Origin of the sequence: Pseudomonas sp. WC2 (assembly GCF_050586545.1) — a bacterium.
In the GTDB taxonomy this organism is placed as follows: Bacteria; Pseudomonadota; Gammaproteobacteria; order Pseudomonadales; family Pseudomonadaceae; genus Aquipseudomonas.
Map to the genome: position 1 here is coordinate 370,115 of NZ_JBOBDR010000001.1, position 26,556 is coordinate 396,670.

Here is a 26,556-nt window from a genome sequence, read left to right on the forward strand (position 1 = left end):
GACCGGTCGAGCAAGTGATAGTGGACGCAGTTTAGAGGAAGAGCCCGGGGCCCGGGCGACTTCCTTCGGGGAATCTGACGCCCACTTTGCCGATCTTGTTCCCGTCCATGACCGCGACTGTCCAGTGGGTGTTGTTCCACTCCACCTGGTCACCCACGATCGGCGCACCACCGACCTTGTGGGCAATGAACGCGCCCAGGGTCATGTTCGGATCAATGCCTTCAGCCGGTAGGCCATAGAGCGCCGCAACCGCTTTAAGCTGGGCGTCTCCTTCGAGGACGAAATCGCCGAAGAAACGCAGATCGAGACCCCGTTGCGGCGCCTGGCTGAACAGTTTTCCGAGCGCGCCGAGGTTGTGTTCATGGCCGATAACACACAGCAAATCATCGACTTCCAGCACCGTACTACCCGACGGATGGAGCAGTTGCTGGCCACGAAACAGTGCGGCGATACGTGTGCCTTCGGGCATTTTCAGTTCGCGCAGGGGCGAACCGATGCACCATTTCTCTGCGCCGAGCTTGTAAACGAACAGCTCCCACTCGCTGGTGACGTGCACTTCCAGAGCCGCCCGGGAAATCGGCGCGGGCTCTGGCGGAACGGTCACTTTCAGCAGCTTGGCGACCCACGGCAGGCTCGTGCCCTGCACCAGCAGCGACACCAGCACGATGAAGAACGCCAGGTTGAAGTACAGCTGCGCATTCGGCAACCCGGCCATCAGCGGGAACACCGCGAGAATGATCGGTACCGCGCCGCGCAGGCCGACCCAGGAAATAAAGGCTTTTTCGCGACCATGGAAGGCCTTGAATGGCAGCAGGCCGACCATCACCGAGAGTGGCCGCGCGAACAGAATCATCCACAGCGCCAGACCCAGCGCGGGCAGGGCGATCGGCAGCAAATCGTGCGGCGTCACCAGCAGGCCGAGCACGAGGAACATGCCGATCTGCGCCAGCCACGCCATGCCGTCGAGCATGTGCAGAATGCCGTGACGGCTGCGCACCGGGCGGTTGCCGATCACCAGGCCGCACAGATAAACGGCGAGGAAGCCGCTGCCGTGGAGGGCGTTGGTCAGGGCGAACACCACCAGACCGCCAGCGATCACCAGAATCGGATACAGGCCCGCCGCGAGGTTGATGCGGTTGACCATTTGCAACATCAGCCAGCCGCCGCCGAGGCCGATCACACCGCCGATGCCGAACTCGCGGATCAAATGGGTCAAAAGGCTCCAGTGCAGACCGGTCTCACCGCTGGCGAGCATGTCGATCAGGGTCACGGTGAGAAACACCGCCATTGGGTCGTTGCTGCCGGATTCGATTTCCAGGCTGGCGGTGACCCGTTCGTTCAGGCCTTTGCCGCCGAGCAGCGAGAACACTGCGGCGGCGTCCGTCGAGCCGACGATGGCGCCGATCAGCAGGCCCTGAATCAGGTTCAGGTCGAACAACCACGCCGCCGCCATGCCGGTCAGCCCGGTGGTGATCAACACGCCGACCGTCGCCAGCGACAACGCCGGCCACAGCGCCACGCGGAAACTCGAGACCCGCGTGCGCAAACCACCGTCGAGGAGGATCACTGCGAGTGCGAGGTTGCCGACCAGATAGGCTGTCGGGTAGTTATCAAAAATAATGCCGCCACCATCGACACCGGCCGTCATGCCGACCGCGAGGATGATGACCAGAATCGGGATGCCGAGACGGGAGGAGAGGGAACTGACGAGAATGCTTGCACCCACCAGCAACGCGCCGATCAAGAACAGGCTGTTGATGGTCGTCGCATTCAAAGGCAGTACTCCAGAGACCTAAAGACGGGCGCAAACTGACCATGCAGTCTGCGTGCCAGCGATTCTAACCTGTTGAAATGTGATGCTGTCAAAAAGGTTTTTGCGCTGGGGCCGTTGATCGTTCCCACGCTCTGTGTGGGAATGCCTCAATGGACGCTCTGCGTCCGCTTGGGACGCGGAGCGTCCCGGGCAGCATTCCCACGCAGAGCATGGGAACGATCGACAGCAGAGCAGGCAGGTTTAGAGGCTAAACCGCCCAACCATGTTGTTCAGGTCCAGCGCCAGACGCGACAGCTCGTTGCTCGCCGCACTGGTCTGATTCGCCCCGGTCGCCGATTGCACCGACAGATCACGAATGTTCACCAGGTTGCGATCCACCTCCCGCGCCACTTGTGCCTGTTCTTCGGCGGCGCTGGCGATCACCAGGTTGCGCTCGTTGATCTCGACGATGGCGGTGTTGATGGTATCCAGCGACATGCCGGCACCGCGGGCGATGTTCAGCGTCGATTCGGCACGCTCGGTGCTGTTGCGCATCGAATCCACGGCGTGTTCGGTGCCGCTCTGAATGCTGCCGATCATCCGCTCGATTTCGCTGGTCGACTGCTGGGTACGATGGGCCAGGGCACGCACTTCATCAGCTACCACAGCAAAACCACGACCGGCTTCACCGGCACGGGCCGCTTCAATGGCTGCGTTCAGGGCCAACAGGTTGGTCTGGTCAGCCAAGCCACGAATCACGTCCAGCACTTTGCCGATGTCGCGGGATTCATTGGCCAGATCACCGATCAACGATGCAGTGCTCTGCACATCGGCACTCATGCGTTCGATGGCGCTGACGGTTTCCTGAACCAGATCACGACCGTCGCCCGCCGACGTGGTGGCGTTCTTCGAGGCTTCCGAAGTGCTCACCGCATTGCGCGCAACTTCTTCCACGGCACTGGTCATTTCATTGACCGCCGTGGCCGCTTGTTCGATTTCGTTGTTCTGCTGCGTCAGGCCCCGCGCGCTTTCGTCGGTGACGCTGTTCAACTCCTCAGCCGCCGAAGCCAGCTGCGTGGCCGAACCGGAAATACGCTGCAAGGTGTCGCGCAGTTTCGATTGCATCTTGGCCATGGCCGCCAGCAGGCGTCCGGCTTCGTCGCTGCCATCAACGTGGATCGGCTGAGTCAGGTTGCCTTCAGCAATCGTTTCCGCAGCGTCCAGTGCTTTGGAGATTGGCTGGGTGATGCTGCTGGTGAGCAGCCAGGCAAACAGCAAAGTCAGGCCTGTGGCGATGATCAACAGGGTCACGACCAGATTGAAGGACATCGAATACTGATCAGTGGCGCCCTGATTGGTCTCGGCGATTTGCTGAGTATTGATTTCCAGCAAACGCGCGAGCGCGGTGTTCACCGCCTCGGAGTTGGACAGCAGATCGGTGTTGAGCATCTGCCGCAACTCGTCGACCTGATTGTTGCGCGACAGGGTCTTCATGCGGTCTTCGAGCTGACGGTATTGCGCCAGCAACTGCACGTATTGCTCGTACGCCGCGCGTTCCTGCGGGCCATCAATCAGCGGCTCGTAGACACGTTGAGCCTCGGCGATCTGCCGGTTGCGCATGTCGAACAGGTCCATGGTTTTCTGCTGCACGTCCGCTTCGCGGTTGATCAGCAAACGATAGGACAGCACGCGCAGACGCAGGGTCAGTTGGGTGAACTCATCGAGGGCTTTGATCGACGGCACGCTGGCGACAGCGATGTCTTCACCGGCCGCGCGGATTTTGCTCATCTGGTTCAGGGCGAAGACGCCGAGGATCAACATCAGGCCGCCGATCAGGGCGAAACCGGTGAACGCCCGAGGGGCGATATTCATATTGCGAAGGGACATGGACTGGATACCGAGAAGGGCCGCGTCCATGCGGGCTGAAACTGCTGTTGGATGACTTATCGGTCGGGCCGATGAACTCTTTAGTTCATGTGCGCATTTGTCGCAGCGGGCGCCCGGCGACGAAGTGCAGGAACAAGATCGGCAAATCACAGTCTTTTAAACTCGCGAGAACGGTCGCCCACCAGGAAAATCAAGGCCTTGCGCCGGTTTAACCCTGGCATCTGTGGTGACTTTTCTTTATCGTACGCGCCCTTTGAAAAACGCTTGGAAGATCAAAATGTTGGAAGCATCCCTCAGCCAATTGGAACAGCTCGTCAGCGACCTGGTGCAGCAGAACCAGACCCTCGCGCAAACCAACCAGAACCTGTCCACGGAGCTGGCTCAGGCCAAGGATGAAAACGAAAGCCTGCAACTGAACCTGATGGAGCAGGAAGAAAAGCACGGCGCCACCGCAGCACGCATTCAAGCCCTGGTTGATCGCGTCAACGCAGGTCCGGTCAGCGCATGAACCACCAGACAGCAGGGGTAAAAGTCATCTCCATTCTCGGGGAGGACTATTCGATCAAGGCACCGGCCGGGGAAGAACAGACCCTGCTGGACGCGGCACTGATGCTCAAAGCCGCTTTGGCCGACACCAAACGCAAATACCCGACGCTGATCGGTGACCGCTTGCTGGTGCTCGCCGCGATGAATCTGTGCTCGCAGCAGATCGAAATGAAGAAGCAGCATCAGGAAGAACTCGACCGTTACCAAGAGCAAGTCAGCGCCACGGTCGACACCATCGCCAAGACCATCAATCAAGGCTGATGGGGTTGCGCACAACCAAAGAATAGATTGTCGATTGGTTTGTATACAATCGGCACGGCTGTTGCATTGTTTCGGCCACTTATTCTTTGGGGGTGCTCCATGCAGTTGTGGCGACGCAGTATTCAATGGCAGCTGATTCTCAGCATGGGCACCGCCCTGCTGGTCAGCATCCTGATCGTGGTTGGCATTTATACCCTGGTAGTCAACCGCCTCGCCCAGAGCTATCTGGTCGAACAAGCCCTGCCGTCGAGCATCGAAGCGACGCGCAACGACATCGAACGGATCCTCGTCCAGCCGCTCACCGCCGCCAAAGACATTGCCAGCAACACCATGGTCCGCGACTGGCTCGCCTCAGGTGAAGACGCCAGCAAAACGGCTGGTTTCGCGCAGTATCTGGAAGGCATCCGCGCCGAACATAAAGCTTTTACTGCGTTGATCATCGGCACCGAATCCAATCATTACATCACCGAAAAAGGCCTGGATCGCACCCTCAGTCGAACCAAACCGGCGGATGCCTGGTTCTATTCTTTCCTCGACAGCAATCAGCCGCGCACCTTGAATATCGACAACGACGGGGCCACCGGAGAGTTGGCGCTGTTCATCGACTTGAAGGTCGAGCAGGCCGGCAAAGTGGTCGGCGTGGCCGGTCTCGGGCTGAGCATGAAAGAGCTGTCGGAGCTGATTCACAACTTCAGCTTCGGCGAGCGCGGCAAGGTCTATCTCGTCCGTTCCGATGGTTTGATTCAGGTGCACCCGGAGGCGCAGTTCAGCGGCAAACGCACGCTTACGGAGCAGATTGGTGCCTCGGCTGCGCAGAATGTCCTCGGTCAAAAAACTGCCGTCAGCAGCAACTTCCAGCGAGATGGCGAAGACTTCCTCGCCTTCAGCCTGCCGTTGCGCGATTTAGGCTGGACCCTGGTGGCCGAAGTGCCGCAGTCGCAGATCTACGCCGAAGCGCGCAAAGCGATGTGGATGAGCGGCGGTATCGGTCTGGCGGTGGCACTGGTGTGCCTCGCGTTGGTAGTGTGGCTGGCGCAAGGGCTGGTGCGGCCGATTCGCCAAGTAACAGCGGCGCTGGTAGCAATCGGTAGCGGTGGTGGAGATTTGACCCACCGGTTAGATTCCACTCGGGCCGATGAGCTGGGCGACCTCGCGCGTGGCTTCAACCGTTTCCTCGACAGTCAACGCGGGATGATCGGCGAAGTGCTGACCACCAGCGAACGCCTGCGCACGGCGGTGGGCCAAGTGGCGAAGGTTGTCGAGAACACCGCAGAGCGTTCCGGTCGGCAGCAGGAAATGACCGATATGGTCGCCACGGCCGTCCACGAGATGGGCCTGACCGTGCAGGAAATTGCGCAGAACGCCGGCAACGCCGCGCTCGCCTCGCAAACCGCGCGGGACGAGGCGATGCAGGCGCGGGAAGTCGTTGGCGGCTCGATCCGGCATATTGAAAGCATGTCCGATGAAATTGGCTTGGCGGCGGGCGCGGTGGGTGAGCTGGCGCACCAAGTGGCGTCGATCGACTCGGTGCTGGCGGTGATTCGCGGGGTCTCCGAGCAAACGAATTTGCTGGCGCTCAACGCGGCGATCGAAGCGGCGCGGGCCGGCGACATGGGCCGAGGTTTCGCGGTTGTTGCTGATGAAGTGCGCACCTTGGCACGCCGCACCCAAGCTTCGACCGACGAAATCCAGCAGATGATCGGCAGCCTCAAGCAAGGCGCGGAAAACGCCGTGTCGTCGATGCGCACCGGGCAAGCCGCGACGGGCACCGGGGTTGAGTCGAGCCAGCGCACCGGGGCGTCGTTGACGGCGATTACCGGGCAGGTCGAGCGGATCAGCGACATGAACCATCAGGTGGCGACTGCGACGGAAGAACAGTCGGCAGTGACTGAAGAGATCAACCGTAACGTGCAGGGGATTTCTGATTTGGCGCGGGCTACGGCAGGGGAGGTTCGGGCCTGTCGTGAGGATTGTCAGATGTTGCAGAAATTGGCGGATGATCTGGCAAGGCAGATGGGTGGGTTTAAGCTGAGTTGAGAGATGTATTGCCTGAGCTGACGCCTTCGCGAGCAGGCTCGCTCCCACAGGATAGGGGAGTGTTCACAGAATTTGTGAACACTCCGAATCCCACGTGGGAGCGAGCCTGCTCGCGAATGGTTTCAGCCGCCCAAAAAGCTTCCGAATCAGAACCAAGCATCCTGCATCGCCAGACACGTATCGTCCCGAGCCTCCAGCAACGCCAACTCATGGTGGCAACCCGGCACTTCCCACGTCAGAAAATACCGCGCGGCCTGCAACTTGCCCCTATAGAAGTCGATATCCGCCGCATTACCTTTCAGCAACCCTTCCTCAGCACGAATCGCCTGCTCCAGCCAGCGCCAGCCAATCACCGTGTGCCCAAACACCTTGAGGTACAACGCCGAATTCGCCAGGCTGCTGTTGACCTTGCCTTGTGCCAGATCGGTCAGCAGGCCGATGGTAACCGTTTGCAGGCGCGCGACCAGTTTCTCCAGTGGCTCGCGCAGTGCGGTCAGCGAATCGTGCGCAGTCGAGCGTTCGGCCGTATTGGCGATCAGGCGAATCAGTTGCTTCAACCCTGCGCCGCCGTTCTGCGCCAGTTTGCGCCCGAGCAAGTCCAGCGACTGAATGCCGTGGGTGCCTTCGTGGATCGGGTTCAAGCGGTTATCGCGGTAATACTGCTCCACCGGGTATTCGCGGGTGTAACCGTGGCCGCCAAGAATCTGGATCGCCAGTTCGTTGGCTTTGAGGCAGAACTCCGATGGCCAGGATTTGACGATCGGGGTCAGCAGATCCAGTAACTCATGGGCCTGTTTGCGCTCGGCTTCGGTCTCAAGTGTTGTGGTGTCATCGAACAAGCGCGCCGCGTACAGGCCGAGGTCAAATGCACCTTCGACGTAGGATTTCTGCGTCAACAGCATGCGTCTGACGTCCGCATGTTGAATGATCGCCACCGGCGCGGTGCTCGGATCCTTGCTGTCTGGCACGCGTCCTTGCGGACGCTCGCGAGCGTATTCCAGCGAGTACAGATAACCGGCATAGCCGAGCATCACCGCACCCATGCCGACGCCGATCCGCGCCTCGTTCATCATCTGAAACATATAGCTCAGACCGCGATGCGGCTCGCCGACCAGATAGCCGACGCACTCGCCGTTATCGCCAAAGTTCAGCGCCGTGGAGGTGGTCCCGCGCCAGCCCATCTTGTGAAACAGCCCGGCGAGCAGCACGTCGTTGCGTTCGCCAAGGCTGCCGTCATCGTTGACCAGAAACTTCGGCACGATAAACAGCGAAATGCCTTTTACGCCCGCAGGCGCGTCCGGCAGTTTGGCCAGGACCATGTGCACGATGTTTTCCGAGAGCGGGTGATCGCCGCCGGAAATGAAGATCTTGTTGCCCTTCAGGCGATAAGTGCCGTCGGACGCCGGCTCGGCGCGCGTACGAATATCCGACAGCGATGAACCGGCATGCGGTTCGGTCAGCGCCATGGTGCCGAAGAAGCGCCCATCGATCATTGGCTGCAGAAAGCGCTGTTTCTGCTCTTCAGTGCCGAAGCTCTCGATCAGATTCGCCGCGCCCATGGTCAGGAACGGGTACGACGTCGAAGCCGCGTTGGCCGACTGGAAGTGCGCGAAGCAGGCTTGCGACAGCAGTGTAGGAAGTTGCATGCCGCCGGCGTCGAAACTTCTCGCGGCGTTGAGGAATCCGGCCTCAAGGAAGGCATCCACTGCCGGTTTCACTTCAGGAATCAGAATCGCCTGACCGTCTTCGTAGCGCGGTTCGTTCTCGTCGCCCTTGCGGTTGTGCGGGGCGAAGTACTTCTCGGCGATGTTGCGCGCGGTGCCGATGGCGGCGTCGAAGGTCTCGCGGTTGTGCTCGGCAAAGCGCTCACGCCGGGTCAGGCCCTCGGCATCGAGGACTTCATACAGCTCGAAAGCCAGATTGCGGGAACTGAGCAGCGTCTCGGACATGGCGGCCTACCTGAAATTGGGGTTGGGCCGAGTCTAGGCTTGCTGATAAAGGCTGAATAGGATGATTGATAAGCGTGATGTTGGGCCAGAGCGCCGACTTAACAAACACCCAAACAATTGTGGGAGCGAGCCTGCTCGCGAAAGCGGTGGGTCAGGCAACATTGATGTCGACTGACAGTCCGTCTTCGCGAGCAGGCTCGCTCCCACAGGGGAATTGCATTCCAGGCGACCGTTGCGGGCGCCTGGGTTTAAAGCGGTTTAGCCGATGGTCATCAAGCTCGCATTACCACCCGCCGCCGCAGTGTTAACACTCAACGCCCGCTCAATCACCAGGCGCTCCAGCGCAATGTTGGTCTCGCCCTGAGACAAGCCCTGAACCCCAACGATGGCGCCGGCACGCTTGGCAATCTGCTGGCAAACGCCGCGCAACTGGTCGGAATGGCCGTGATGCAGAACCGCATCGAACACCACTTCGTCTTTATTCCAGTCGGCAACCAGCTTGATCCGCGCCTGAATTTCCTTCGGCAGACGTGCGAACAATGCCTTGCTGATGTCGGACTCCGGCCACACTGCTGAACCGCCTACCGCCAGCACCGCCGCCAGTTGCGTCAGCAGATCGCCTTCAACTTCGGCCAGGCACAACACGTGCTCGCGCGGCAGAATGGCGTAGCTGTTTTTCTCGCCGGTCGGGCCGGCCAGTACACGGGTGATGCCGCTCTGCGATTGCGCAGCGTACTGCACGCACAGGGTGCTCAGATCTGCGAACTTGTTGCTCTCAGCCCAGGCTTTCAGAGCATTCAGCGGTTTGCTCATGGCGTCGCGCAAACGAACGTCCGGGGCGATAACGGCATCACCGCGAGCGAAGGATTGTTCGATGGCATCCGTAGGACGGGTCGCCAGCAAACGGTACAGGTACAGCGGGCCACCGGCTTTCGGGCCAGTACCCGACAGGCCTTCGCCGCCGAATGGCTGCACGCCGACCACAGCGCCAACGATGTTGCGGTTAACGTAGACGTTACCCGCGTTAACGTTGTCGATCACCTTGGCAATGGTCTCGTCGATGCGGGTGTGCACGCCCAAGGTCAGGCCATAACCGGACGCGTTGATCTGGCCGATCAATTGGTCAATCTCTTTGCGCTTGTAGCGCACCACGTGCAGCACCGGGCCGAAGATCTCGCGTTGCAGTTCGTCGAAGCTTTCCAGTTCGATCAGGGTCGGCATGACGAAGGTGCCGCGTTTTACTTCTTCAGTGTCAGCGATCGCCACTTGGTAAACGTTGCGACCTTTGTCGCGCATGCCCTGGATATGCTTGTCGATGCCAGCCTTGGCTTCGGCGTCGATCACCGGGCCGATGTCCACAGACAGGCGCTCAGGGTTGCCGAGACGGCTTTCGGCCATGGCACCTTTGAGCATTTCGATGACACGATCAGCGGAATCTTCCTGCAGGCACAGGACCCGCAGCGCCGAGCAACGCTGACCAGCGCTGTCGAAGGCCGAGGACACCACGTCGATCACGACTTGTTCGGTCAGTGCCGAGGAGTCGACGATCATTGCGTTCTGGCCACCGGTTTCGGCGATCAGTGGAATCGGACGGCCCTGGCTGTCGAGACGGCCAGCGATGTTGCGTTGCAGCAGACGCGCGACTTCGGTGGAACCGGTGAACATCACGCCTTTGACGCGCTCATCACCGACCAGACCGGCGCCGACCGTTTCACCGCGCCCCGGCAGCAGTTGCAGCACGCCTTCCGGGATGCCGGCTTCAAGCAGCAAGCGCACGGCTTGCGCGGCAACCAGCGGAGTTTGCTCGGCAGGCTTGGCCAATACCGGGTTACCGGCAGCCAGTGCCGCAGCGACTTGACCGCTGAAGATTGCCAGTGGGAAGTTCCAAGGGCTGATGCACACCACCGGGCCCAATGGACGGTGGGCGTCGTTGCTGAAATCGTTGCGCGCCTGCACCGCGTAATAACGCAGGAAGTCGACGGCTTCGCGGACTTCGGCGATAGCGTTGGCGAAAGTCTTGCCGGCTTCGCGAGCCAACAGGCCCATCAGCGGCTGGATCTCGCCCTCCATCAAATCAGCTGCACGTTCCAGAATCGCCGCGCGCTCGGCCGGCGGAGTGGCCTGCCAGATCGGTGCAGCGTTCAGCGCGCATTGAATGGCGTTGTCGACGTCTTCAACCGTGGCTTCCTGAACGTGACCGACCACGTCGCGGTGATCGGACGGGTTAAGCACCGCTGCCGGCGTTTCAGTGCTGGAAGCGCAACCGAGCATCGGCGCGGCTTTCCAGTCGTTGTGCGCAGTGGCGAGCAGGGCGCAGGACAGCGAAGCCAAACGATGTTCGTTGGCCATGTCGATGCCGCTGGAGTTGGCGCGTTCGGAACCGTACAGATCACGCGGCAGCGGAATACGCGGGTGCGGCAGGCCGAAGCCACCTTCCACGGTCGCCATCTGCTCGATCTGCGCCACTGGATCGGCCACCAGCTCCTGAATCGAAATCGACTGGTCGGCGATGCGGTTGACGAACGAAGTGTTCGCGCCGTTTTCCAGCAGTCGACGTACCAGATACGCCAACAGGGTTTCGTGAGTGCCGACCGGTGCGTACACGCGGCACGGACGGTTCAGCTTGCCGTCGGAAACTTTGCCTACAACTTGTTCGTAAAGCGGTTCGCCCATGCCGTGCAGGCACTGGAATTCGTACTGGCCCGGGTAATAGTTCTGACCGGCGATGTGGTAAATGGCCGACAGGGTGTGGGCGTTGTGCGTGGCGAACTGCGGGTAGATGACTTCCGGCACCGACAGCAGTTTGCGTGCGCAAGCGATGTAGGAAACGTCGGTGTACACCTTGCGGGTGTAGACCGGATAGCCTTCCAAGCCCTCGACCTGGGCGCGCTTGATTTCGCTGTCCCAGTACGCGCCCTTCACCAGACGGATCATCAGGCGATGACGGCTGCGGCGAGCCAGATCGATCACGTAATCGATCACGTACGGGCAACGCTTCTGGTAAGCCTGGATGACGAAACCGATGCCGTTCCAGCCGGTCAGTTGCGGCTCGAAGCACAGGCGCTCAAGCAGATCCAGCGACAGTTCGAGGCGGTCGGCTTCTTCGGCGTCGATGTTCAGGCCGATGTCGTATTGCTTGGCCAGCAGGGTCAGCGACAGCAAGCGCGGGTACAACTCGTCCATCACCCGTTCGTACTGCGCACGGCTGTAACGCGGGTGCAGTGCCGACAGTTTGATGGAGATGCCCGGGCCTTCATAAATCCCACGACCGTGGGAGGCTTTGCCGATCGAGTGAATCGCTTGTTCGTACGACGCCAGGTATTTCTGCGCGTCGTGCTCGGTCAGCGCCGCTTCACCGAGCATGTCGTAGGAATAACGGAAGCCCTTGGCTTCGAACTTGCTCGCGTTGGCCAGCGCTTCGGCGATGGTTTCGCCGGTGACGAACTGCTCGCCCATCAGGCGCATGGCCATGTCGACGCCCTTGCGGATCATCGGCTCGCCGCTCTTGCCGATGATGCGGCTCAGCGAAGAAGTCAGGCCGGCTTCGTTGTGGGTCGAGACCAGTTTGCCGGTCAGCAGCAGGCCCCAAGTGGCGGCGTTGACGAACAGCGACGGGCTGTTGCCCAAATGTGGATGCCAGTTGCCGGTGCTGATCTTGTCGCGGATCAGCGCATCGCGAGTGCCCTTGTCCGGGATACGCAGCAGCGCTTCGGCCAGGCACATCAGCGCCACGCCTTCCTGGGACGACAGGGAAAATTCCTGCAACAGACCCTGAACAATGCCTGCACGGCCGCCGGCACTTTTCTGGTTACGCAGTTTTTCCGCGATGGAGGCGGCGAGTTTGTTCGTGGCTTCGGCCATGGCGACCGGCAGGCGAGCCTGCTCGATCAGCATCGGCACCACTTCCGGCTCAGGGCGACGGTAAGCGGCGGTGATCGAGGCGCGCAGAACGGACTGCGGCAAGATGCTTTCGGCGAATTCGAGGAAGCACTGGTGGGCGTGATCGGTATGGACTTCGCCCGCCTCATCGGCGTCCTTGGCGGTCAAACCGTTCAGCTCGGTCAGGGTTGCACCACCCTCGAGTTTTTCCAGGTAATTGAAAATTGCCTGCTTGATCAGCCAGTGCGGCGTGCGATCAATCGAGGTCGCGGCAGCCTTCAGGCGCTCGCGCGTCGGGTCATCGAGTTTGACCCCAAGGGTGGTGGTAGCCATATTTTTATCCTCATGGTTGCCACAGTTGCGTGGCATCAGCTGGCCGCAAGATTAGCCGTGCGCCGAAAGAGGTGCAACCGGGTGCAACCCTTTTTTTGTCGGAAAAATAAACGCTTCGTCAGGAATTATTTTCTGGTACTGAAGTGCCGCACTTGCTTGGTGCTTTTGCTTCTAGCAAAGCGCTTGAACTGCGCTAAAAGGGAGCAAAAACTCCTTATTTCCCGATATATCCGACTGGGTGCAACTAATTCTCAAGAAACTGGTTGCACCTTTTTTGCTTTGTTGCATAGCATTCGCGCCCAAGGTGCAACCGGCAAAAACCGGTGCATCGGCTGGTGGCTTTCCTGGGGAAACATCAGTCCTAAATGCGCGGGATGCCAAATCGTCTGCCAAACGTCGTCGTTTGCGCACGGTTCATCACCGCTGCTACATAAAAACAAAGCCAGGGCGTAACTTAATGAGCGTAAGCAATCCAACACTGATCACGTTTGTGATCTACATCGCAGCAATGGTGCTGATCGGCTTCATGGCCTATCGCTCCACCAACAACCTTTCTGACTATATTCTTGGCGGCCGCAGCCTTGGCAGCGTGGTTACTGCACTGTCTGCCGGTGCTTCCGACATGAGCGGCTGGTTGCTGATGGGCCTGCCGGGCGCCATCTACATGTCCGGTCTGTCTGAAAGCTGGATCGCCATCGGCTTGATCGTCGGTGCCTACCTGAACTGGCTGTTCGTCGCCGGCCGTCTGCGTGTGCAGACCGAGCACAATGGCGATGCGCTGACCCTGCCGGACTACTTCTCCAGCCGTTTCGAAGACAAAAGCGGCTTGCTGCGTATCATCTCGGCGATCGTGATTCTGGTGTTCTTCACCATTTATTGCGCCTCCGGCATTGTGGCTGGCGCGCGCCTGTTCGAAAGCACCTTCGGCATGTCCTACGAGACAGCGCTGTGGGCCGGTGCTGCAGCGACGATTGCCTACACCTTCGTCGGCGGTTTCCTCGCCGTGAGCTGGACTGACACCGTACAAGCCACGCTGATGATTTTCGCGCTGATCCTCACGCCGATCATCGTCCTGCTGGCCACCGGCGGCGTCGACACCACGTTCCTGGCTATCGAAGCCAACGATCCAAGCAACTTCGACATGCTTAAAGGCACCACTTTCATCGGCATCATCTCGCTGATGGGCTGGGGTCTGGGCTACTTCGGTCAGCCGCACATCCTCGCGCGTTTCATGGCAGCGGATTCGGTGAAATCGATTGCCAACGCCCGCCGCATCTCCATGACCTGGATGATTCTGTGCCTCGGCGGCACCGTGGCCGTGGGCTTCTTCGGTATCGCCTACTTCTCGGCACACCCGGAAGTCGCCGGCCCGGTGACCGAGAACCACGAGCGTGTGTTCATCGAACTGGCCAAGATCCTTTTCAACCCATGGATTGCCGGTGTGTTGCTGTCGGCCATTCTGGCGGCTGTGATGAGCACTTTGAGCTGCCAGTTGCTGGTGTGCTCGAGCGCCCTGACCGAAGACTTCTACAAAACCTTCCTGCGTAAATCCGCTTCTCAGGTTGAGTTGGTATGGGTCGGTCGCGCCATGGTGCTGCTGGTTGCGCTGATCGCTATCGCGATGGCGGCCAATCCGGAAAACCGCGTACTGGGCCTGGTGTCCTACGCGTGGGCTGGTTTCGGTGCTGCGTTCGGTCCGGTTGTACTGATCTCGGTCATCTGGAAAGGCATGACCCGCGACGGCGCACTGGCCGGTATTCTGGTCGGCGCGATCACCGTGGTGGTCTGGAAGCATTTCGAACTGCTGGGGCTGTACGAAATCATCCCGGGCTTCATCTTCGCCAGCCTGGCCATCCTGATCGTCAGCAAGCTCGGCGCGCCGACTGCCGGCATGGTGCAGCGCTTCGAAGCAGCGGAAAAAGATTTCCACCTGAACAAGTGATTGTTCTGAGCTGAGGCTCACCTGAAAACGGCCCGTTTCCTACAGGAGACGGGCCGTTTTTTTGTGGCTGTGATTTCTCGAATCCTGTGGAGACCCTATGTGGGAACGAGCCTGCTCGCGAATGCGGTTGTTCATGTACTGAATATGTTGACTGGTGTGCCGCCTTCGCGAGCAGGCTCGCTCCCACAGGGTTCGGCGGAGGTTTTGGGGGATTTGTCTGTAGTCGAATGAGCCAATTTTCCGAGGTTTTTTCGACAGTGGAAGTAGGGCAAATCTGATTTTTCCGTCACCCATTCATCACCCCTTGCCCCTCATGCAGAATCGCCCGCCCTCACACTGCAGAGAGACATCGGATGCTCGCGCCTGCCAATCAACCGCGTTTCACGTTGACCCTCGAAGGCGCCCAACATGACCTCAAGGTCCTTGAGTTCACGGGCAAGGAAGCCATCAGCCAACCGTTTCGTTTCGAGCTGGAACTGGTCAGTGAGCGGCCCGATCTGGACCTCGAAAGCCTGCTGCACTGTCAGGCGTTTCTGAGTTTTGACGCCAGCGGTGCCGGCGTTCACGGTCAGATCTATCAGGTCGGGCAGGGCGATTCCGGGAAACGTCTGACGCGTTATCACCTCAGCCTTGTCCCGCGTCTGACCTACCTCGCGCACCGAATCAATCAGCGGATTTTCCAGCATCTGACGGTGCCGCAAATCGTCGTGCAGGTGCTCAAGGATCACTCGATTCTGCGCGATGCCTTCGAATTTCGCCTGGGCAGCGAGTACCCGGAGCGAGAGTACTGCGTGCAATACGCCGAAAGTGACCTCGCGTTTATCCAGCGTCTGTGCGCCGAAGTCGGCATTCATTACCACTTTCAGCACGGTCCGCAAGGTCACCTATTGGTGTTCGGTGATGACCAGACTGTGTTTCCCCGGCTGGCCGAACCGACGCTGTATCTGCCCGGCAGCGGCATGGCCGGTGGCGCGCCGGCGATCAATCGTTTCAACGTTCGCGTGGAAACCCGTACCAGCGTAGTGACTCGGCGCGACTACAACTTCATCAAGCCGCGCCTGCAGTTGGAAAGTCGGGTCGACGGCGAGCAGCGCCCGGTGCTCGAGGACTATCACTTCCCCGGCCAATTCAACGATCGTGAAACCGGCAAGCACCTCGCCCAAAGAGCGCTTGAGCGCCATGTCGCCGACTACCGTCAGGCCGAGGGCGTCAGCGACGAATCCGCACTGGTTTGCGGACATTTTCTGCAACTGATCGACCATCCGCGTAACGACTGGAACGACCTGTGGTTGCTGACTTCGGTCGAACATCAGGGCCGACAGCCGCAAGTGCTGGAGGAATCGGTAACCAGCGACGGGGAAGGATTCCAGGGCTACCGTAATACCTTTCTCGCCACGCCGTGGGAGGTGTTCTTCCGCCCGGCCCTGGGCCCGGAGAAACCACGGATGCTCGGCTACCAACCCGCCGTGGTGACCGGGCCGAACGATACGGAAATCCACTGCGACGAGTACGGTCGGGTCAAGGTACAGCTGGCCTGGGATCGCGACGGCGAGTTGAACGAACATTCCAGTTGCTGGCTGCGCGTGGCCAGTGGTTGGGCTCACGATCGTTACGGCAGCGTGTTGATTCCACGGGTTGGCATGGAAGTCTTGGTAGGTTTCATCGATGCCGACGCCGACAAACCGCTGGTCATGGGTTGTCTGCCCAACGCCGCGACGCCGGTCCCGCTGGATCTGCCGGCGGACAAAACCCGCAGCATTTTCCGCAGTCAGAGCAGCCCCGGCGGAGACGGCTACAACGAGTTGCGCATCGAGGACAAGAAAGGCGCCGAGGAAATCTACCTGCGCGCCCAGCGCAACTGGACTCAGCACGTGTTGAATGACCAACAGGTGCAGGTCGACAACCAGCGCAGCATCGTCGTGACCGGCACCGCGCGGCACGAATTGAAAGCCGATGAACAACGCATCACTCACGGCCAGCGGCAGACCGAAGTGAAGCAGGATGATCACCTGACGGTGACCGGCGACCAGCATATTCGTGTGAGCAGTCAGGCGCTTAACGCCAGTGCGCAAATCCACATCAGCGCAGGCCAGCAAGTGGTGATCGATGGCGGCGCGAGCGCGACTATTCAGGCGGGCGGGCAGTGGATCAACATCGGCCCCGGAGGTATTTTCAGCAGCGTGCCGATTGTTGTGGGTGGCGCGCCGATGGCGGCAATGAGTGCGGCGCCGGTGGTGCCGGGGTTGCCGGAGAAGCTGGTCGCTGCTCCGGCGGCCATCCTCACCGCCGCGCAAATCATGAGCTTGAAAGGCGATGCGCCGTTCTGCGAAGAGTGTGAGCGTTGCAAGGATGGTGTTTGTGCAGCCTGAGTCGCTTTCGCCGCTGGATTGGTTGGCGCGCGAACCGTTGAAAGCCTCGGAGCAATTGTTCGCGGTGTTCAGTCATGCCAGCGACGCCAACCCTCCGCTTGTTTCGCCGAGCCCGATCTGGGCGGACACGATCTACGCCGAGTGGGACGCGGTGATGCCCTTTGTGGGAATTGTCGCTGTCGACAGTGAGTTTCTGGGTTGGGTGGCGGCCACTGATTCTCGAAACTGGGGCTGGATGGCGGTCTCGACGGCACCGCTTGAAGAGGTGGTTGCGCACTTTCGCAGCCTGACCCAAGTGCTGATGCCGGATGGTAAAACGGTGTTTTTCCGCTTCTGGGACGGGCGGTTTATGTTGTCGATTCTGCAGTCCGATGAAGTGGATGCGGCGCAGATATTTCCGGTGGTCGCGCGTTGCCTGATCAATGGTCAGGCCTTGAAGATTGGCGGCAGGGCGCAGGTTTCTGCACGGACCTTCCCGTGGTGGCAAGTATCGGAATCGCTGCTGGCGCAGCAGGGCGATGAGGTTCGAACGGCCAATGCGATGCAGTGGCTAAGCGAAGAGTCTCCGGATGTGTACGAGGCGTTTGCCGAAGCGGTTTTGCGCTGCAAGGTCAGGCGTTTTTTTCAGGATTCAATGTCGGAAGAATCGTCGCGATCGGCGTTGTTGGCGTTTTTGCTGGCAGAGTCAGCGTGAGTTTTCGGGGCGAAGGTCTCGGACGATTCCTTCGAGTCGCGGCGGTTTCCATGAACTGGTGGGCGATGGGTTGCGGGGATAGTCTTTTCGTTGTCACTGCGAGAGCGGTGACAGGGTGTAGGAACCCTTGGAATTTACCGTGCACCAGCCCTGTTGTCTGATTGCGGCACCTAACGTGTGTCCGTGACTTCTTTAGCGGCGGCTGTGCGCGGGAACGCTTCGGCGTAGCTGAGTTTTTGGCTGGTTCCTCAGTTTCCTACTCTCGCGTACGGCTGCCACCCAAACCTGTAGGAAGGTCATTGGTAGCCTCATTTAATCAGTTGAGGTGCAAAATATGACAACGCTTGAACCGGCTCCACCCTACGAAAAGATCATCCCCCATCCCGACAATCGCTTTATGGCACTTACCGGCAATTGCAGCGACATGCCGACCCTGTTCATCGACACCCACGTGCCTCTCGACATCCTCATGGACGCCGCCAACCATCGTCTGCGCGCCGTGATTCAGGTGCTGGAAAACATGTGCATGCGCGGCTCGGTCGAATGCGACTCCATCATCCTCAGCGATTTCGCCCAGCTCTGCGTGATCCCATTGCGTGACGGCTGTGATGTGCTTGATGTCATCGGCAGGCGCCTGAGCAGCATGCCTTAACGCCGGTGTTGTGACAGATCCTTCCTGCCTCGGTATATGGAAGGATCACTAACCACCTGTGAGAATTTTAATTCTGTAGGTACTGATCCTGTGACTTGATAAAAGCGTCGAACGCAGGAGAGTTGTAAATTTCGAGGCAAGAATAGAACACGATATTTTTGCCCGACTGTTTGCTGATTGAAGATGTCGTCGTGTACGCCTCTGTCACGAATTTTTCGGTTTCGAGGTAGGGGTCGTGGGTGACTTCCAGTGTGTCCTCATTCTGCAATATGGCGTGTTCACCTTTGCCCATAACTGAGTAAGCGCCAATCGCAAGTCCGAGGTCTGACTTGATGTCTGATGCACTCTTGAATTGATTCGATATGCAGTTAGCTAGGCCGTAATTCTTCAGTGAGGTTCTCGCACTATTGAGATCTGCTTCACTTGAAATGGCGTTAGCGGACAGGCCAAGAATGCCTATTGCGATAAGCAGCTGGAATTTCATCCCTTTAACTCCCAGAAATTGATTTTTTCCAGCTTTACGTCTGGCCTATCGTAAGTGTGACTGTCTGAGCGGTGGTAGTCACTGTTATCGCCGGTCGCGCTACCGTTCCACAAAGTTGCATGACCCGTCGCATCGCTCCAGCCATTGATCTCCATGATAATCACGCCTTTCTTACCATTGATGTAATTTGCCTCGCTCATTTTCAACTCACGATCCGGAGCACCCCAATTGTGTTTCAGGAAAGCCAGAAAATCTGCGACTTTCATGATATAGGGGAGTTGATCCGCACCAGCAAGACGATAGATGGATTTGCTTGGAATGATCGTTCCTTTCGGTATTTTGTATCCACCATAGTTAAACCCTCTACTTATCCTCAGAGCGCATGCGTTTGCGTAAGCATCAGGTTTCTCTGCTCTGGCAGCTTCGACATTGCCTCCTACGAGCGCGTACACATCAATCGAGCTTTTAAGACCAACTTCTGCGTAGGCTGTCCACAAGGTGCTGAATTTTGGCCTTTTTACGAGGATGTTGGAGGTGACTCCACCGGCACTGATATTGAGCTGAGCCATTAAATTTCTCCCTCCATGTCAAAGGCTTCAGCCTCAAAAGCATTTGGAATGATCGCTATACCTTTCGGGCCCACGGTGCCAGAAAGCGCTTTTTCGGTTGCACCGCTGATCGTCACGGTAACGGTCTCGCCGGGTGAATAGCCGGAAGTTTTCACATGAATATTCAAGTCGGTATAAAAGCGCGACACCGAGTCAACCGGCGTTTGGTTGGCTCCGTATGAAAACGTTATGCGTTGAATACTTTTCGGTTTGGGGACCAAAGGAATGATGGGAGAGAAGCTTGCAGCGCTATGTTCGCCTCCACCAAAGACGGAGGATTGAGCAAAGAGAACAGTGTTGGATTTCGGCGGACAGCCACACGCTACATAATCACCCTCAAGCGCAACCAGTCCTGCAGGCAGAGTGATAGTTCGCGGGCCTACCGCGACAATCGGGCCTTTACCCGGAGGGCATACGGGACAGCTGGCCATATGGCCGAGAGATGAAGTGCTCACCGCGCAATCAATGTTGATTCCGATGTTTCCTTCCAGAACCGCGCCCCCGGTTGATGTAGGGGCGCCGATACCGATCACCTTTCTTCCCATGTAAATTTCCCTCTTTACAGGTTTTAAGTGATACGGATATTCGCATTCCCTTCGCTTGTGCGACGACGGTTATCCTGCCGCAAGATGTTTCTTGATGTTGCTCGGGCGTTACGAGACATCGCATTTAACCACCATCTGCGCGCCGTGATTCAGGTGCTGGAAAACATGTGCATGCGCGGCTCGGTCGAATGCGACTCCGTCATCCTCAGCGACTTCGCCCAGCTCTGTGTGATCCCCTTGCGCGACGGCTGTGATGTGCTTGATGTCATCGGCAGGCGCCTGAGCAGCATGCCCTAAAAGCAAAGCCCCTCAGGGCAGGCTTTTGTCCGCTCAGCCGCCAACCCCTGACTTGCCGCGCGGTAAAAGGTAAACTTTGCGCCCTTCGCAGGAGCAGCCATGAATTATCGTCACGCCTTCCATGCCGGCAATCACGCCGATGTGTTCAAACACCTGACCTTGACCCGCCTCATCGCCCTGATGTCGCGCAAGGAGCAGCCGTTTGCCTATCTCGACACGCACGCCGGCATCGGTCTGTATGACTTGCAGGGCGATCAGGCAAATCGCACCGGCGAATACCTGGAAGGCATTGCGCGCTTGTGGGATCAGCCGGATCTGCCGGTGCTGACCGCCGACTACATGAAGGTGCTGCACGACATGAACCCGGACGGTCAGTTGCGCTACTACCCGGGTTCGCCGGAGCTGGCGCGGCGTCTGACCCGGCCGCAGGATCGGGTGATGCTCAATGAGAAGCACCCGGAAGACGGCGTGCTGCTCAAGGACAACATGGCCGGCGATCGTCGGGTCAAGGTGCATCTGGGCGAGGGCTGGCACGTCGCGCGGGCGATGTTGCCGGTCCAGGAGAAGCGCGCGGTGATGTTGATTGATCCGCCGTTCGAACAGCTCGACGAGATGCAGCGTTGCGCGGCGTCGTTGAAAGAGGCGATTGGCCGGATGCGCCAAACCGTGGCGGCGATCTGGTATCCGGTCAAGGACCAGCGTGCGCTGCGGCGTTTCTATCAGGACTTGGCCGGCACCGGTGCGCCGAAGTTGCTGCGTGTGGAACTGCTGGTGCATCCGCTGGATACGCCGAACAGCCTGAACGGCTCGGGCATGGCGATTGCCAATCCGCCGTGGGGGCTGGAGGAAGAATTGCGTGAGCTGCTGCCGTGGTTGTCGAAGAAGCTCGGACAGACCCAGGGTGGCTGGCAGATGGATTGGCTGATTGCCGAGAGCTGATCACTGACTGATCGTTCCCACGCTCCGCGTGGGAATGCAGCCTGAGACGCTCCGCGTCCCAACAGCGGACGCAGAGCGTCCATTGAGACATTCCCACGCAGAGCGTGGGAACGATCGGCGGCTGGATCAGTTACCTGCCAAACTCGCTGGCATGCACACGCCGGTGCCGCCAATCCCGCAGTAACCCTCAGGATTTTTCGCCAGATATTGCTGGTGATAGGTCTCGGCAAAGTACACGGTCGGTGCCTGTTCGATCTCGGTGCTGATTTCACCCAGACCCGCTTTAGACAGCTCAGCCTGATAGGTCGCTTTGCTCTTCAGCGCCGCGTCCAGATGCTCCGGCGAGGTCGCGTAGATCACCGAGCGGTACTGCGTGCCGATGTCGTTGCCCTGACGCATGCCCTGCGTCGGGTTGTGCAGTTCCCAGAACATCGCCAGCAGTTCTTCGTAGCTGACTTTGGCTTTGTCATACACCACCAGCACCACTTCCGCGTGGCCGGTCAGGCCCGAGCAGACTTCTTCGTACGTCGGGTTCGGCGTGAAACCGCCGGCATAACCGACGACCGTGCTGACCACGCCTTCACGCTGCCAGAAGCGGCGCTCGGCGCCCCAGAAGCAGCCCAGCCCGAAAATCGCAAAATCGACGTCCTGGAAAAACGGGCCTAGCAGCGGGGTTTCTTCGAAGACGAAGTGCTTTTCAGGCAGGGTCATCGCGGTTTCGCGGCCGGGCAGAGCTTGTTCTTTAGTCGGGAGCACGTTTTTGTTCACCAGAATTTCCGAGCGCAGAACCATGATCGTTCCTCTCAGTCAGGATGGGATGTAAAAAGTCAGACCGCCAGTGTGCCCAATGATGCCGAGTTAATCACTACCCAAAAAATGTGGGAATGATGCCTTGTGGGCGCTAGCGGGGTGTCAGGCACAGAGAGGCTGGCTGGTCTGGCGCAATCGCTAGCAGGGCTAGCTGCCACAGGGTGAATTCATTTACCGGTGGGATCGGGGTGATCAGAGGCAAAGCGGGCCGCGTGGGTAGCGCTTGAGGGCCTGGATCAGTTCGCCGCCGGGGATTGGTCGGTCGAACAGGTAGCCTTGGCCGACGTCGCAACGATGGCGACGCAGGAACGCCAATTGCTCGGCGGTCTCGATGCCTTCCGCCACAACCTTGAGCTTGAGGTTGTGCGCCATGGCGATCACCGCTGAGGTGATTTCCATGTCGTCCTGGTTGTCGGGGATTTCGTGGATGAAGCTGCGATCGATCTTGATGATGTCGATCGGGAATTTCTTCAAATAGCTCAGCGATGAATAACCGGTGCCGAAGTCGTCCATGGCCAGCGTCAGGCCCAGGCGCTTGAGCTGGTCGAGCTGCAAGTGCGTGTCTTCGGTGGCTTCCAGCAGCAGGCCTTCGGTCAGTTCCAGTTCGAGCAGATTGGCCGGCAGCGCTTCTTCCTTGAGGATGTTGGCGATGGAAGCGACCAGGTCCGGGTCGGAGAACTGTTTCGGCGACAGGTTGATCGCCACTTGCAGATTGCCCATGCCGGCAGCGGTCAGCGCTTTGCTCATGCGGCAGGCCTGACGCGCAATCCACTTGCCGATCGGAATGATCAACCCGGTTTCTTCGGCAACACTGATGAACTGATCCGGGCGGATCATGCCGCGTTCCGGGTGGTTCCAGCGCAACAGCGCTTCCATGCCCAGCAGACGACCGCTGCGCAGACACAGCTTGGGCTGATAGAACACGTCCAGTTCGTTCTGGGTCAGGGCGCGGCGCAGGTTGTTCTCGACGAACAGTTTGTAACTGGCCTCGGCGTTCAGCGCTTCGGTAAAGACTTGCACCTGATGTTTGCCGTTGGCCTTGGCCTTGTGCAGCGCGAGCCCGGCGTTACGCATCAGTGTTTGCGGGTCACGACCATGCAGCGGCGCGCAGGCCAGGCCCACGGAGCCAGTGACGCTGATCAACTGGTTGTCGACGAACATCGGCTTGTCGAGGGTCGCCAGCAATTGGTTGGCGATCTGCTGGCCAGTCGCAAGGTCGGTCTCGTCCAGCAGCACGGCGAATTCGTTGCTGGCGAACCGCGCCAGGCTGCCGCTCGGGCTCAGGCTGTTGCGCAGACGCCGGGCCAGACTGATCAGCAGTTTGTCGCCGGTCTGGTGGCCGAGGCTGTCGTTGATCCGCTTGAAGTTGTCGATGTCCACCAGCAACAGGCTGATCGGGGTATCGCTATCCCGGGCAAAGCGTTCGTCCAGATTGCGGATAAACGCCGGACGGTTACCGAGGTTGGTCAGGTTGTCGGTGTAGGCCAGGCGCTCGATGCGCTGTTGCGCAAGCTTGGTCTGGGTGATGTCTTCGTAGATGCCGATGTAATGGGTCAGCTCACGGTTGTCACCGTAGACCTTGGAGATCGACAACTGGCCCCAGTACGGTTCGAGGTTTTTGCGGCGGCTCTTGAATTCGCCCTGCCAACTGTTGCTCTTGGCCAGCGCGGAAGGCGCGTCGAACAGCAGTTCGCTGAGGTTCTCCAGCGCCGGCAGCTCGGACAGGCGCTGACCGTGGACTTCCTCGGTGGTGTACTGGGTGATCGCGGTGAAGCTCGGGTTGACGTACTCGACCACGCCGTCGCAATTGACCAGCAAAAACGCGTTGGCGCTTTGCTCGACCGCACGCTGGAACAGGTGCAGGGCGCTGGTGGCGGTGCGGCGGTTGTGGTTGTTGATGACTTGCGCGAACTGGTCGGCCAGCTCGCCAGCGAAAGCGATTTCGTCGGACTGCCACGCGCGGGTGACGCCGGTTTGTTCAAGACACAGCACGCCAACCACTTGGCCGTCGACGCGGATGCTGGCATCGAGCATGGCGTTTACGTCGCGCGGGCGCAGGGCCTCAGCCATCTCGCGGGTGCGTGGGTCGCGCATCGCGTTGTGCGCGTCGATCGCGCGGCTGCTGTGCAGCGCTTCCATGTAGTCGGGGAAAGTGCTGACGTCGATGACGTCCGGCAGGATGTATTCCTGCGTTGCGCGGTGGTACGCCGAAATCGGCAGCAGTTGCTGGCCTTCGAGGTTCCACAGGCTGGCACAGTCGATTTCATAGATGTCGCAGGCGCAGCGGGTGATCAGCTCGGCCGCTTCCTGCAATGAATTGTGCGTGCTGTAGCGCTGACGGGCGAGCAGCAGAATCAAGTCTTGCTGAGCGCGCACGCGTTCCAGATGCTGCAGTTGTTCCTGCTGGGCGCGCTGGTTCAGTTCGAGGGCGATTTGCAGGCGCGAGTTCTGGGTTTCCAGATCGACCGAGGGCGGCAGCGGCGCCTCGGCGAACACGTCATCGACCGCCAGCAAATAGCCGCGCAACAGATGACGATTGTGTTGTTTGTAGGCTTCGCCGAGTTCGAGGATGTTCAGCGGGCCGGCCGGCGTGTGCAGGGTATAGCGCACCAGGTAATGCGGGCTGGCGGTCAGTTGTTGCTGGATCGCGTCGTGCAGTTGATAGCGCGCTTCCGGCTCCATCAGGCTGGCGTAGGGCGAGCCGACCAGCGCGCAAAGCTCGACGGCCGGTTGGCCAAACTGGCGTTCGCAGTTGGGATCGAGAAACAACATCGCCCAACTGGCTTCATTCAAGCGCTCGAAACGTAGCATGCCGAGCCGCGAGGGCACAGGCAACTGCGTCACTACCTCGGCCGCCATACGGCTGGCGGCATCGGGTTGGCTCTTCATGAAGGGAACTCGCTTGGAAAAATGCTGAACGCGCCGGGCTCTCGCCCTCTTAAACGTTGCCTGCGGCAAGGTTGCATCATTGCGGCACTGACTGACAAGAGAGATGAAGGCCAAGTGCTATAAGAATATGTCGGCTGCAGTGAACATTTCTCCAGCTAACGGCGAAAAGTAATACCGCTGCCGTGGAAAAGTGCCGTTCCAGAGCGGTTTGCCACTGAAACGGCTTTTTATGTGGGCGGTTAACGCAAAGGGATTGTGATCGATTGCAGCGGTTTGCCATCACGATCGTGGTAGTTGACCCGAACCTGATCAGCCTCGACCACCAGATGAGCGAAGTTGTCCTGACTGATGACCGCACTGGTCAGTTCATGTCGATAATCTCCCGCTGCAGTGCGTACCAGCGGCTGATCGAGGATGAACGTCGACGCCTTCGCGTACGGGAGCAGCTTGCTGTTGCACAGCGGCGACGAAACGATGGTGTGCACTTCGAAGTCAGGGTCCTCGCTATGGCTCAGGCGCGCGGTCAGCGAGCCATGCACATCGCCTGAAATGAACACGACGTTCTTGATCCGCCGGGTGCGAATGGTTTCAAGCAAGCGCAGACGCTGTTCCGGGAAGGCCTTCCACGCGTCGTCGCCGTGGAGTTTGCGATCCGGGTAGAACATCACGCTGGTCACCACGAATTTCACCCGCGCCGTGCTATTCACCAGCCAGTCGAGGAGTGCCTGTTCCTGTTCTTGGTCGAGGATGCATCGGTCCTCAGCCGACAAGTTGCGACGGGTACGACTATCAGTGACAAACCATTCGATATCGCTGTCGCTGAACTGATACCAATAATGTAGTCGTGATTGCCGATCAACTAGTCCATTGGCGGTCAATGAATAAACCGGACTATGGCTGGCCTGGTAAAGGTTGTAAGCGTCCAATGCATTTCGGTATAGCGCGTCATCAGACTTTGCAGCCTTGGCTGGCCAGTTATCTTCGATCTCATGATCATCGAGAATCATGTAAGTGCTGGTATTGGACATCAGCTGTTGGATACTCGGTTGCGAGAAGGCAATACGATACTTTTTGAGGATATCTTTGTATTCACGATCCGGCGCAATGACATTCAGATCATCGACATAGATCTGGTCGCCGGTCATGACCATTGCGCTGATGGACACGCTGGCGTCATCGCTCACACGGTTGATGGTGGCAAAAATCCTGTCGCCCAGTAGCGGCAGCGAAGGTATCCCGGCAGTCACGCGCAAGTAGCGACAAGAGCCGACAATGAACGCGCGGGGCTGCGCGGGCGCGCCAGTGCGGGTACGAAAGCGATACATCGCCTTCGGCCATTGCAGCGGGAGTTCGACGACGGTGTCGACGGTGTGGACCGGGTTCATCGGGCTCAACCAGCCGGCTTGGTATTCATATTCACAATCAGGCTCCAGGTCAGAGAGTGTCAATACGCCAGACATATCATGTTGAGGCTGTAACAGCATGAATTGACTGTTTGACCATTTCTCTATTCCCGCCTTGCGGCAACGTACTCCGGCAAATACGCGTTTATGGTCCTGATTGTCGCCGCGGATAAATATGCGTACATCATTAGTTGTTGTGTGACCTGTAATCGGGCCGACAGTGGGCTTGAGCATGTTCGAATCCATTCGAATGAATAATTAAATAAAATTAACGGGCAA

General features: G+C 59.0%; 19 protein-coding genes and 1 pseudogene. 9 read left to right on the top strand and 11 right to left on the bottom strand.

Translation table 11 applies throughout. The features are described 5' to 3' along the window. Positions 1-31: 31 nt before the first annotated feature. The 3 genes and pseudogenes from ACQ4OE_RS01770 to ACQ4OE_RS01780 form a co-directional block, all read right to left on the bottom strand. Positions 32-1,774 carry a potassium/proton antiporter gene (locus tag ACQ4OE_RS01770; protein WP_122593886.1) on the bottom strand — a complete coding sequence of 581 codons (1,743 nt, stop codon included), beginning with the start codon at positions 1,772-1,774 and terminating at the stop codon, positions 32-34. A gap of 240 nt (positions 1,775-2,014) precedes the next feature. Then, on the bottom strand, positions 2,015-2,887 hold the full coding sequence (locus tag ACQ4OE_RS01775; protein ID WP_371042268.1) for a methyl-accepting chemotaxis protein: 873 nt from the start codon (positions 2,885-2,887) through the stop codon (positions 2,015-2,017). Then, positions 2,870-3,670 (bottom strand): annotated as a pseudogene (locus ACQ4OE_RS01780) (MCP four helix bundle domain-containing protein); the annotation flags it as partial. The pseudogene ACQ4OE_RS01780 and the gene ACQ4OE_RS01775, both read right to left, overlap by 18 nt. Positions 3,671-3,917: 247 nt before the next feature. Between ACQ4OE_RS01780 and ACQ4OE_RS01785 the strand changes: the two are divergent. From ACQ4OE_RS01785 to ACQ4OE_RS01795, 3 genes are all read left to right on the top strand, one after another. Beyond that, entirely contained in the window at positions 3,918-4,148 is a 231-nt protein-coding gene (locus ACQ4OE_RS01785; protein ID WP_008077586.1) for a hypothetical protein, read from the top strand. Next, positions 4,145-4,447, top strand: a complete 303-nt coding sequence (locus ACQ4OE_RS01790; RefSeq protein WP_122593884.1) for a cell division protein ZapA — start codon at positions 4,145-4,147, stop codon at positions 4,445-4,447. The genes ACQ4OE_RS01785 and ACQ4OE_RS01790 overlap by 4 nt, the downstream gene beginning before the upstream one ends. 99 nt (positions 4,448-4,546) lie before the next feature. After that, positions 4,547-6,484, top strand: coding sequence for a methyl-accepting chemotaxis protein (locus ACQ4OE_RS01795; RefSeq protein WP_430945442.1), 1,938 nt, complete (start codon positions 4,547-4,549; stop codon positions 6,482-6,484). Between the two features lie 146 nt (positions 6,485-6,630). Here the strand turns inward: ACQ4OE_RS01795 and ACQ4OE_RS01800 are convergent, their stop codons facing one another. Both ACQ4OE_RS01800 and putA read right to left on the bottom strand, forming a co-directional pair. Then, complete coding sequence (locus tag ACQ4OE_RS01800; protein ID WP_430945443.1) at positions 6,631-8,433, bottom strand: acyl-CoA dehydrogenase; 1,803 nt, start codon at positions 8,431-8,433, stop codon at positions 6,631-6,633. A 258-nt stretch (positions 8,434-8,691) separates the two neighbouring features. Then, positions 8,692-12,645: a trifunctional transcriptional regulator/proline dehydrogenase/L-glutamate gamma-semialdehyde dehydrogenase gene (gene putA, locus ACQ4OE_RS01805; protein WP_430945444.1), complete on the bottom strand. Its 3,954-nt coding sequence runs from the start codon at positions 12,643-12,645 to the stop codon at positions 8,692-8,694. Positions 12,646-13,102: 457 nt separating this feature from the next. Here putA and putP point away from each other — a divergent pair, with 457 nt between their 5' ends. The 4 genes from putP (at position 13,103) to ACQ4OE_RS01825 (ending at position 18,302) form a co-directional block, all read left to right on the top strand. Continuing rightward, positions 13,103-14,587, top strand: coding sequence for a sodium/proline symporter PutP (putP, locus tag ACQ4OE_RS01810; protein WP_038360175.1), 1,485 nt, complete (start codon positions 13,103-13,105; stop codon positions 14,585-14,587). Positions 14,588-14,940: 353 nt separating this feature from the next. Continuing rightward, entirely contained in the window at positions 14,941-16,956 is a 2,016-nt protein-coding gene (locus ACQ4OE_RS01815) for a type VI secretion system tip protein VgrG (RefSeq protein WP_430945445.1), read from the top strand. Beyond that, on the top strand, positions 16,946-17,650 hold the full coding sequence (locus ACQ4OE_RS01820; RefSeq protein WP_430945446.1) for a DUF4123 domain-containing protein: 705 nt from the start codon (positions 16,946-16,948) through the stop codon (positions 17,648-17,650). The genes ACQ4OE_RS01815 and ACQ4OE_RS01820 overlap by 11 nt, the downstream gene beginning before the upstream one ends. 334 nt (positions 17,651-17,984) lie before the next feature. Next, positions 17,985-18,302, top strand: a complete 318-nt coding sequence (locus ACQ4OE_RS01825; protein WP_430945447.1) for a hypothetical protein — start codon at positions 17,985-17,987, stop codon at positions 18,300-18,302. A 67-nt stretch (positions 18,303-18,369) separates the two neighbouring features. On the opposite strand, the gene ACQ4OE_RS01830 is transcribed toward ACQ4OE_RS01825, so the two are convergent. Genes ACQ4OE_RS01830 through ACQ4OE_RS01840 form a run of 3 tightly spaced genes read right to left on the bottom strand, consistent with a single transcriptional unit; the run spans position 18,370 to position 19,939 of the window. Next, entirely contained in the window at positions 18,370-18,786 is a 417-nt protein-coding gene (locus tag ACQ4OE_RS01830) for a hypothetical protein (protein WP_430945448.1), read from the bottom strand. After that, a complete protein-coding gene (locus ACQ4OE_RS01835) occupies positions 18,783-19,355 on the bottom strand; it encodes a type VI secretion system amidase effector protein Tae4 (RefSeq protein ID WP_430945449.1) in 573 nt (190 codons plus the stop codon). Before ACQ4OE_RS01835 ends, ACQ4OE_RS01830 begins: the two co-directional genes overlap by 4 nt. Beyond that, entirely contained in the window at positions 19,355-19,939 is a 585-nt protein-coding gene (locus tag ACQ4OE_RS01840; protein ID WP_430945450.1) for a PAAR domain-containing protein, read from the bottom strand. The genes ACQ4OE_RS01835 and ACQ4OE_RS01840 overlap by 1 nt, the downstream gene beginning before the upstream one ends. A gap of 84 nt (positions 19,940-20,023) precedes the next feature. Here ACQ4OE_RS01840 and ACQ4OE_RS01845 point away from each other — a divergent pair, with 84 nt between their 5' ends. Beyond that, a complete protein-coding gene (locus tag ACQ4OE_RS01845; RefSeq protein ID WP_430945490.1) occupies positions 20,024-20,236 on the top strand; it encodes a hypothetical protein in 213 nt (70 codons plus the stop codon). Positions 20,237-20,335: 99 nt separating this feature from the next. After that, positions 20,336-21,175, top strand: coding sequence for a 23S rRNA (adenine(2030)-N(6))-methyltransferase RlmJ (locus tag ACQ4OE_RS01850; protein ID WP_430945451.1), 840 nt, complete (start codon positions 20,336-20,338; stop codon positions 21,173-21,175). 126 nt (positions 21,176-21,301) lie between these two features. Here ACQ4OE_RS01850 and msrA read toward each other — a convergent pair whose 3' ends face one another. The 3 genes from msrA to ACQ4OE_RS01865 all read right to left on the bottom strand — a co-directional run bounded on the left by msrA (position 21,302) and on the right by ACQ4OE_RS01865 (position 26,511). Next, positions 21,302-21,967, bottom strand: coding sequence for a peptide-methionine (S)-S-oxide reductase MsrA (msrA, locus tag ACQ4OE_RS01855; RefSeq protein WP_016985652.1), 666 nt, complete (start codon positions 21,965-21,967; stop codon positions 21,302-21,304). A gap of 210 nt (positions 21,968-22,177) precedes the next feature. Continuing rightward, positions 22,178-24,874 carry a putative bifunctional diguanylate cyclase/phosphodiesterase gene (locus ACQ4OE_RS01860; protein ID WP_430945452.1) on the bottom strand — a complete coding sequence of 899 codons (2,697 nt, stop codon included), beginning with the start codon at positions 24,872-24,874 and terminating at the stop codon, positions 22,178-22,180. A gap of 239 nt (positions 24,875-25,113) precedes the next feature. After that, positions 25,114-26,511, bottom strand: a complete 1,398-nt coding sequence (locus tag ACQ4OE_RS01865) for an alkaline phosphatase D family protein (protein ID WP_430945453.1) — start codon at positions 26,509-26,511, stop codon at positions 25,114-25,116. Positions 26,512-26,556: the final 45 nt, after the last annotated feature.

Excerpts from the sequence above, each read along its gene's own strand:
- ACQ4OE_RS01775 (WP_371042268.1), bottom strand. The coding sequence starts at position 2,887 with ATGGCCAAGATGCAATCGAAACTGCGCGACACCTTGCAGCGTATTTCC.
- ACQ4OE_RS01785 (WP_008077586.1), top strand. The coding sequence starts at position 3,918 with ATGTTGGAAGCATCCCTCAGCCAATTGGAACAGCTCGTCAGCGACCTG.
- ACQ4OE_RS01790 (WP_122593884.1), top strand. The coding sequence starts at position 4,145 with ATGAACCACCAGACAGCAGGGGTAAAAGTCATCTCCATTCTCGGGGAG.
- ACQ4OE_RS01795 (WP_430945442.1), top strand. The coding sequence starts at position 4,547 with ATGCAGTTGTGGCGACGCAGTATTCAATGGCAGCTGATTCTCAGCATG.
- ACQ4OE_RS01800 (WP_430945443.1), bottom strand. The coding sequence starts at position 8,433 with ATGTCCGAGACGCTGCTCAGTTCCCGCAATCTGGCTTTCGAGCTGTAT.
- putA (WP_430945444.1), bottom strand. The coding sequence starts at position 12,645 with ATGGCTACCACCACCCTTGGGGTCAAACTCGATGACCCGACGCGCGAG.
- putP (WP_038360175.1), top strand. The coding sequence starts at position 13,103 with ATGAGCGTAAGCAATCCAACACTGATCACGTTTGTGATCTACATCGCA.
- ACQ4OE_RS01815 (WP_430945445.1), top strand. The coding sequence starts at position 14,941 with ATGCTCGCGCCTGCCAATCAACCGCGTTTCACGTTGACCCTCGAAGGC.
- ACQ4OE_RS01825 (WP_430945447.1), top strand. The coding sequence starts at position 17,985 with ATGACAACGCTTGAACCGGCTCCACCCTACGAAAAGATCATCCCCCAT.
- ACQ4OE_RS01830 (WP_430945448.1), bottom strand. The coding sequence starts at position 18,786 with ATGAAATTCCAGCTGCTTATCGCAATAGGCATTCTTGGCCTGTCCGCT.
- ACQ4OE_RS01835 (WP_430945449.1), bottom strand. The coding sequence starts at position 19,355 with ATGGCTCAGCTCAATATCAGTGCCGGTGGAGTCACCTCCAACATCCTC.
- ACQ4OE_RS01840 (WP_430945450.1), bottom strand. The coding sequence starts at position 19,939 with ATGGGAAGAAAGGTGATCGGTATCGGCGCCCCTACATCAACCGGGGGC.
- ACQ4OE_RS01845 (WP_430945490.1), top strand. The coding sequence starts at position 20,024 with ATGTTTCTTGATGTTGCTCGGGCGTTACGAGACATCGCATTTAACCAC.
- ACQ4OE_RS01850 (WP_430945451.1), top strand. The coding sequence starts at position 20,336 with ATGAATTATCGTCACGCCTTCCATGCCGGCAATCACGCCGATGTGTTC.
- msrA (WP_016985652.1), bottom strand. The coding sequence starts at position 21,967 with ATGGTTCTGCGCTCGGAAATTCTGGTGAACAAAAACGTGCTCCCGACT.
- ACQ4OE_RS01860 (WP_430945452.1), bottom strand. The coding sequence starts at position 24,874 with ATGAAGAGCCAACCCGATGCCGCCAGCCGTATGGCGGCCGAGGTAGTG.
- ACQ4OE_RS01865 (WP_430945453.1), bottom strand. The coding sequence starts at position 26,511 with ATGCTCAAGCCCACTGTCGGCCCGATTACAGGTCACACAACAACTAAT.